Origin of the sequence: Acinetobacter sp. AOR01_HL (assembly GCF_027855455.1) — a bacterium.
GTDB classification, from domain to species: Bacteria; Pseudomonadota; Gammaproteobacteria; order Pseudomonadales; family Moraxellaceae; genus Acinetobacter; species Acinetobacter baumannii.
In genome coordinates, this window is the sequence record NZ_JAKTIM010000048.1 from 1 (window position 1) to 5,394 (window position 5,394).

Here is a 5,394-nt window from a genome sequence, read left to right on the forward strand (position 1 = left end):
CTGAATATCGTCGCCAATGGCGTAAATTACATATGGGTATAGATGCTAAAACCTTACAAATACGCGCTGTTCAGCTCACAACCAACAATGTGAGTGATTCACAGGTACTTGGTGATTTACTCGATCAGATTCCACAAGATGAGAGAGTTGACTCCGTCTATACCGATGGAGCTTATGATACCAAACAGTGCCGACAGGTCATTGCGGATCGGCAAGCACATGCAGTGATTCCACCAAGAAAAAATGCGAAGCCATGGAAAGATAAAAAGATGAGCTCGCTAGAACGCAATGAGTTGCTTCGAACAGTTAAACGTTTAGGAAGAACTATTTGGAAGAAATGGTCAGGCTATCATCGGCGAAGTTTGGTTGAAACCAAGATGCATTGCATCAAATTATTGGGGGATAAACTCAGTGCGAGAAATTTTCAAAGCCAAGTCAATGAGATTCATGCACGTATGGCAGTATTAAATAAATTTACGGACTTAGGCAGACCACATACCCGAGTTGTCACTTAAATTTGAGTAGATATGAGAAGTCTTAACTTTTAAATCTTTGTGCAACAAAGCCTATCAGAGATATTAACCTTTGATAGTTTTAATGATTTTGTGATTCACTGTATTGATCAGCACATAATCATTATTTACTTTCACCCATTGCTGGTTCTTAGCTGGTTTAGTCAGGTTGCTATACTTTTTATGGTCTACTGAGTGACCTTTGCGGTATTGAGAAGGAATAACTTGTCCAGCCTTCCAATCACGTGAAGGTTTTACAGTATGCTTCTGAGTTTGAGCTTTTTGAACTAAAGGCTGTTTCTTATGTTGGTCAACTTGTTTTTTATGCTGATTAACGTGTTTAGGCTGATTATGATTTTCTTGTGGAGCAGCAAAAGCAGAAGCTCCCATAACAGAAGCTGATACTGATAAAACAATTGCTTTAATTAATGTATTCATACCACACCTAATCATTTTGTCTTTTAATTGATAATTTCATTAAACATGAGAAACCAAGTTTAAATAATTATTTAATGTAATTCTTTTGTTAAAATTAAGAAGGAAATAAGGATTAATTTAGAATATAAAACAAACACTTAGAATGCAAAATAACCATTTATTTGGTCTTTAAATAGGCTGTGATTTCACTCAAATATAATAAAAACATATAGTTGAATCATCATGTTTTAATGAGGAAAATAATTTACTTAAATCTCACATTATTATCCATCTAATCTCCATAAAGCAGTCCTAATATCCTCTTATCAAATAAGTTCTCAGGTTTAGAGTTTAGAAATGAAAAAGATTATCTCTGGTTTACTCGTTGGTTTAATGGCAACCTCATTCACAATGACTACGATGGCTGCTCCAGTACAGGATCATAAACAGCCACCAGCTCAGCACCATATTGATAAAAAACCACAGCCACCAAAACATGATATGAAAAGAGATCCCGATCATAAAGCCCCTTCAAAACATGACATGAAGAAGCATCATCCAGAGCATAAATTGCCACCTAAACACTAATTACGAATAAAGGAAAAGGCCAATAAGTGTAAAAACTTATTGGTCTTTTTTTATGCCTTCCTACTGATAAGACAGAATAAATTCACTACTTCTTTCATTTAACATAATGGCTGTTGTACAAATTTCCAAAAAAAGCGAGGATTTTCTCCTCGCTCTTTTACTCAACAAATTAGAAGTTATATTTTAATTGAGCATTTACACCATTAAAGCCATCAAACGCATTAACGTGTGTGTAAGCTACTTCTGCAGCCAAGTTTGGAGTGAAGTTATAGCCAGCCCCAGCCTGAATGATTAAACCGGAATCATCTTCGCTAGCTGAAACTGTATAACCTTGATAAGTAGCATCTACATCGAGGTCAACACGTGCATAACCTGCCATACCTTTAGCATAGAAGTTATTTGCTAAAGGATATTTAGCTGTTAAGCCAATACCATAGTATTGAACATCGGCATCAGTTCTTACACCAAGTTCTTCTAAATCGCCATCGAACTCGATGTCATTCACAGATTTATTCCAGAATACTTCAGCACCAACATATTCATTAAATTGCAAACCACCATTCAGACCTAGAAAATGTACATCAACATTATCGTTATTTAAAAATGTATAGCCAGCGCCTACATATGGCTGAATTGTTGTACTACCAGCATTTGCTGTAGTTGCTGCAACAGTCCCAAGAAGTGATACCAAAAGCAGTTTTTTCATTGTATATCTCATGAATAAATATTGAAATTATATAAAAACCCATAAATCATTGATTTAAAGGATTTGCATATATTGGAAATATAAATAAAGTTTTGCAATAAAGTTATACTAATTAGTGAGATAGTTTTTGATTTATTGGTTAATAAATAATCTTTTTTTATTTCTTCTAGAAATTTTCTATTTAACATAGTGGGCGTTATACGAAATGAACAAATTGAAACATATAAAAATCAAAAACTTATGCTATAAATAATTTGCTCGACGATGTCGAAAAGCCGACTTGGGAACAAGTCGGCTTTTTTATGAGCAGTTTTTATATATTTTGCCAATAAAATTGGTTAAAAACGATCAAATCGTAATTTCCTTCCGATTCCTTAAGGCTTCCATTTCTGAATTTATCCCCATTTCTTGCGGATAAGCTTTGGGATAATTTTGATGATTTTTTGTACGCTTTGGCTTACAGCATTTTACGAAATTGTTTGTATCCAAGCACCAGTGAAGTCCCTATGATCGATCTATATGAACAGGATGTTCAATGACTTAAAACAAGAATAATCAGTCAGACACCATGACCATTAGGTAGTCAGCCCTACCTATGCGCTCCACACCGAAAAATCCCGACATGACGTCGGGATTTTTTATTGTCATTTGAATAATAATTCAATTAAGCATAAAATATAGATTGTAATCTATATTATTGTTGTAATATGTGGACAGTCATTACAACGGATCTGTTTAACGAATGGCTTGCACAGCAAGATCAATCTACACAAGAGAAAGTACTCGCAGCGTTGGTCGTTCTACAGCAACAGGGACCAAGTTTAGGTCGTCCTTTAGTAGATACCGTCTATGACTCCAAATTTACCAATATGAAAGAGCTACGTGTTCAGCATCGAGGTAAACCACTGAGAGCCTTTTTCGCGTTTGATCCTTTACGACAAGCTATTGTGCTGTGTATCGGTGATAAAGGCGGTAAAAAGCGTTTTTATAAAGAGATGTTAGATATTGCCGATCAGCAATACGAAATTCATCTTTCAACTTTAGGAGATCAATCTAATGGCTAAGACCCTACAAGAATTATTGGCTAATCGCTCTCCAGAGAGTCAAGCTCGTATTCAACAAATGGCGGATGAATTATTGTTGGAAACTCAGCTTCACCTTATTCGTGAAGAGTTAGAGATTTCTCAAAAAGAACTGGCTGCAACCCTTGGAATCAAACAGCCTTCATTGTCAGCAATCGAAAATCGTGGTCATGATCTTAAAATTTCAACGATGAAAAAGTATGTCGAAGCAATGGGCGGAAAACTTCGTATTGATGTAGAGCTTCCAACAGGAAAACACATAGGATTCAATGTCTAATAATAAACCTTTGAAAAATAGTAGTAAATTACTTGTTAACTTGGACAAGTGTATATTTTTAGTCAATGCTGCTGATAGCCTAGAGGAAATTGAAATTATTAGAGATTTATGCTGTGACTATTTTTCACATTGTAAGAAGTCAAGCTATTACACTGATATTTTCGACAATGCTTATTGGATAAAATATTACGAAATAACTTAATCTTTCCAGATTCGCATAAGAGATTTTATGCTAAATAGATATGAGAAAGGCCATAAATTGTGACTTTCTCATATACGAAGAGAGAGCTGAGAACTTTCGTTTTATTGATTTATTCCAAATGAAGCTAATATTGATGTGTGGTGATTTTAATTTTTAGTTGCTTATATTTTCTTTTCGTAGCGCTCAGAGCTGAATTAGACACTTCTGTATAAAATATAGGATCATTCATCAAATCAGAAAATAATTTATATCCAATCAATAATTTACTGTATTTATTCCCATCTTTGAGATTCGTTTCAATTAATTGATCTAAATCTTTTACAGAAAAACTATACATATTAGCCTCGATAGAGTGTTTCTGAACGGGCACCATACAGGGTTGGCGATAGGAACTAAAGTTAAATTAGGTATTGATATATGGAATATTATTGTAAAAATAATAGATTAAACTTATATCGAGGCTAAACTTTACTCCTTTAATAGTAAAAATCTTATTCAGGATCCAAGATATATCCTTCTAAAAGACTTTAGTCCTTCTCTTTTTCAAGTCAAATTTACCCGTAATTCTGGCTAGAATACTCTCTCAAAATTGCATATACCCTATATTTATCTTGATATAAGGTCTTTTCTATAATTTTTTGGATATCTTCACTAGTCCATTTTTGCTGCTTAGCTTTAAAAATGAACTGTGATTGCAGAACAAATGAGTGTTCACCTTTTCTTAAATAAAGATTCTTGACTTTTTTTTGCATAAGAAACAATTCAATAACCTATACTCTTAAACTTTATACTAGTTGAGAAAAATTTACTTTTAATTATAACTTAATAAAACACTTAACTTGTAAAGAAAACTAAATTTCAGTTACTTAATAGACAAAAAAATATTATTATTTTTGTATCAGTAATGTTTAATATTCTTTGGATTGTATGTTGTGGGTTCTTATAGTATTTCTAGGTTTAATCAGTACACTATTAATTATTTCCATATTAAAAGAGTATTTTAAGAATCCTTTCAAATAGAAGAATAAATTCTAGTTTGTTAAGGCTTTGTTGCACAAAGATTTAAAAGTTAAGACTTCTCATATCTACTCAAATTTAAGTGACAACTCGGGTATGTGGTCTGCCTAAGTCCGTAAATTTATTTAATACTGCCATACGTGCATGAATCTCATTGACTTGGCTTTGAAAATTTCTCGCACTGAGTTTATCCCCCAATAATTTGATGCAATGCATCTTGGTTTCAACCAAACTTCGCCGATGATAGCCTGACCATTTCTTCCAAATAGTTCTTCCTAAACGTTTAACTGTTCGAAGCAACTCATTGCGTTCTAGCGAGCTCATCTTTTTATCTTTCCATGGCTTCGCATTTTTTCTTGGTGGAATCACTGCATGTGCTTGCCGATCCGCAATGACCTGTCGGCACTGTTTGGTATCATAAGCTCCATCGGTATAGACGGAGTCAACTCTCTCATCTTGTGGAATCTGATCGAGTAAATCACCAAGTACCTGTGAATCACTCACATTGTTGGTTGTGAGCTGAACAGCGCGTATTTGTAAGGTTTTAGCATCTATACCCATATGTAATTTACGCCATTGGCGACGATATTCAG

The 5,394-nt window shown here is 34.1% G+C and carries 7 protein-coding genes and 2 pseudogenes; 5 read left to right on the top strand and 4 right to left on the bottom strand.

Going from position 1 to position 5,394, the window contains the following annotated elements:
* Window positions 1–515, top strand: a pseudogene (locus tag MKL62_RS14785) (IS5-like element ISAba13 family transposase); the annotation flags it as partial.
* A 63-nt stretch (window positions 516–578) separates the two neighbouring features.
* Here MKL62_RS14785 and MKL62_RS14790 read toward each other — a convergent pair.
* Window positions 579–950 (bottom strand): RcnB family protein, encoded by a 372-nt coding sequence (locus MKL62_RS14790; protein WP_009501156.1) that lies wholly within the window; start codon window positions 948–950, stop codon window positions 579–581.
* Window positions 951–1,286: 336 nt separating this feature from the next.
* Between MKL62_RS14790 and MKL62_RS14795 the strand changes: the two genes are divergently transcribed.
* A complete protein-coding gene (locus MKL62_RS14795) occupies window positions 1,287–1,517 on the top strand; it encodes a hypothetical protein (protein WP_009501150.1) in 231 nt (76 codons plus the stop codon).
* Between the two features lie 169 nt (window positions 1,518–1,686).
* Here the strand turns inward: MKL62_RS14795 and MKL62_RS14800 are convergent, their stop codons facing one another.
* Window positions 1,687–2,223, bottom strand: a complete 537-nt coding sequence (locus tag MKL62_RS14800; RefSeq protein WP_009501148.1) for a porin family protein — start codon at window positions 2,221–2,223, stop codon at window positions 1,687–1,689.
* Between the two features lie 707 nt (window positions 2,224–2,930).
* On the opposite strand from MKL62_RS14800, the gene MKL62_RS14805 reads away from it, so the two are divergent.
* The 3 genes from MKL62_RS14805 to MKL62_RS14815 are packed head-to-tail and all read left to right on the top strand — an operon-like array spanning window position 2,931 to window position 3,784.
* Entirely contained in the window at window positions 2,931–3,287 is a 357-nt protein-coding gene (locus tag MKL62_RS14805) for a type II toxin-antitoxin system RelE/ParE family toxin (RefSeq protein ID WP_000269903.1), read from the top strand.
* Window positions 3,280–3,582: a helix-turn-helix domain-containing protein gene (locus MKL62_RS14810; protein WP_001140619.1), complete on the top strand. Its 303-nt coding sequence runs from the start codon at window positions 3,280–3,282 to the stop codon at window positions 3,580–3,582. The genes MKL62_RS14805 and MKL62_RS14810 overlap by 8 nt, the downstream gene beginning before the upstream one ends.
* On the top strand, window positions 3,575–3,784 hold the full coding sequence (locus tag MKL62_RS14815; RefSeq protein WP_270899790.1) for a hypothetical protein: 210 nt from the start codon (window positions 3,575–3,577) through the stop codon (window positions 3,782–3,784). The genes MKL62_RS14810 and MKL62_RS14815 overlap by 8 nt, the downstream gene beginning before the upstream one ends.
* Before the next feature lie 124 nt (window positions 3,785–3,908).
* Here MKL62_RS14815 and MKL62_RS14820 read toward each other — a convergent pair whose 3' ends face one another.
* Entirely contained in the window at window positions 3,909–4,121 is a 213-nt protein-coding gene (locus MKL62_RS14820) for a hypothetical protein (protein ID WP_016653394.1), read from the bottom strand.
* Between the two features lie 758 nt (window positions 4,122–4,879).
* Window positions 4,880–5,394, bottom strand: a pseudogene (locus MKL62_RS14825) (IS5-like element ISAba13 family transposase); the annotation flags it as partial.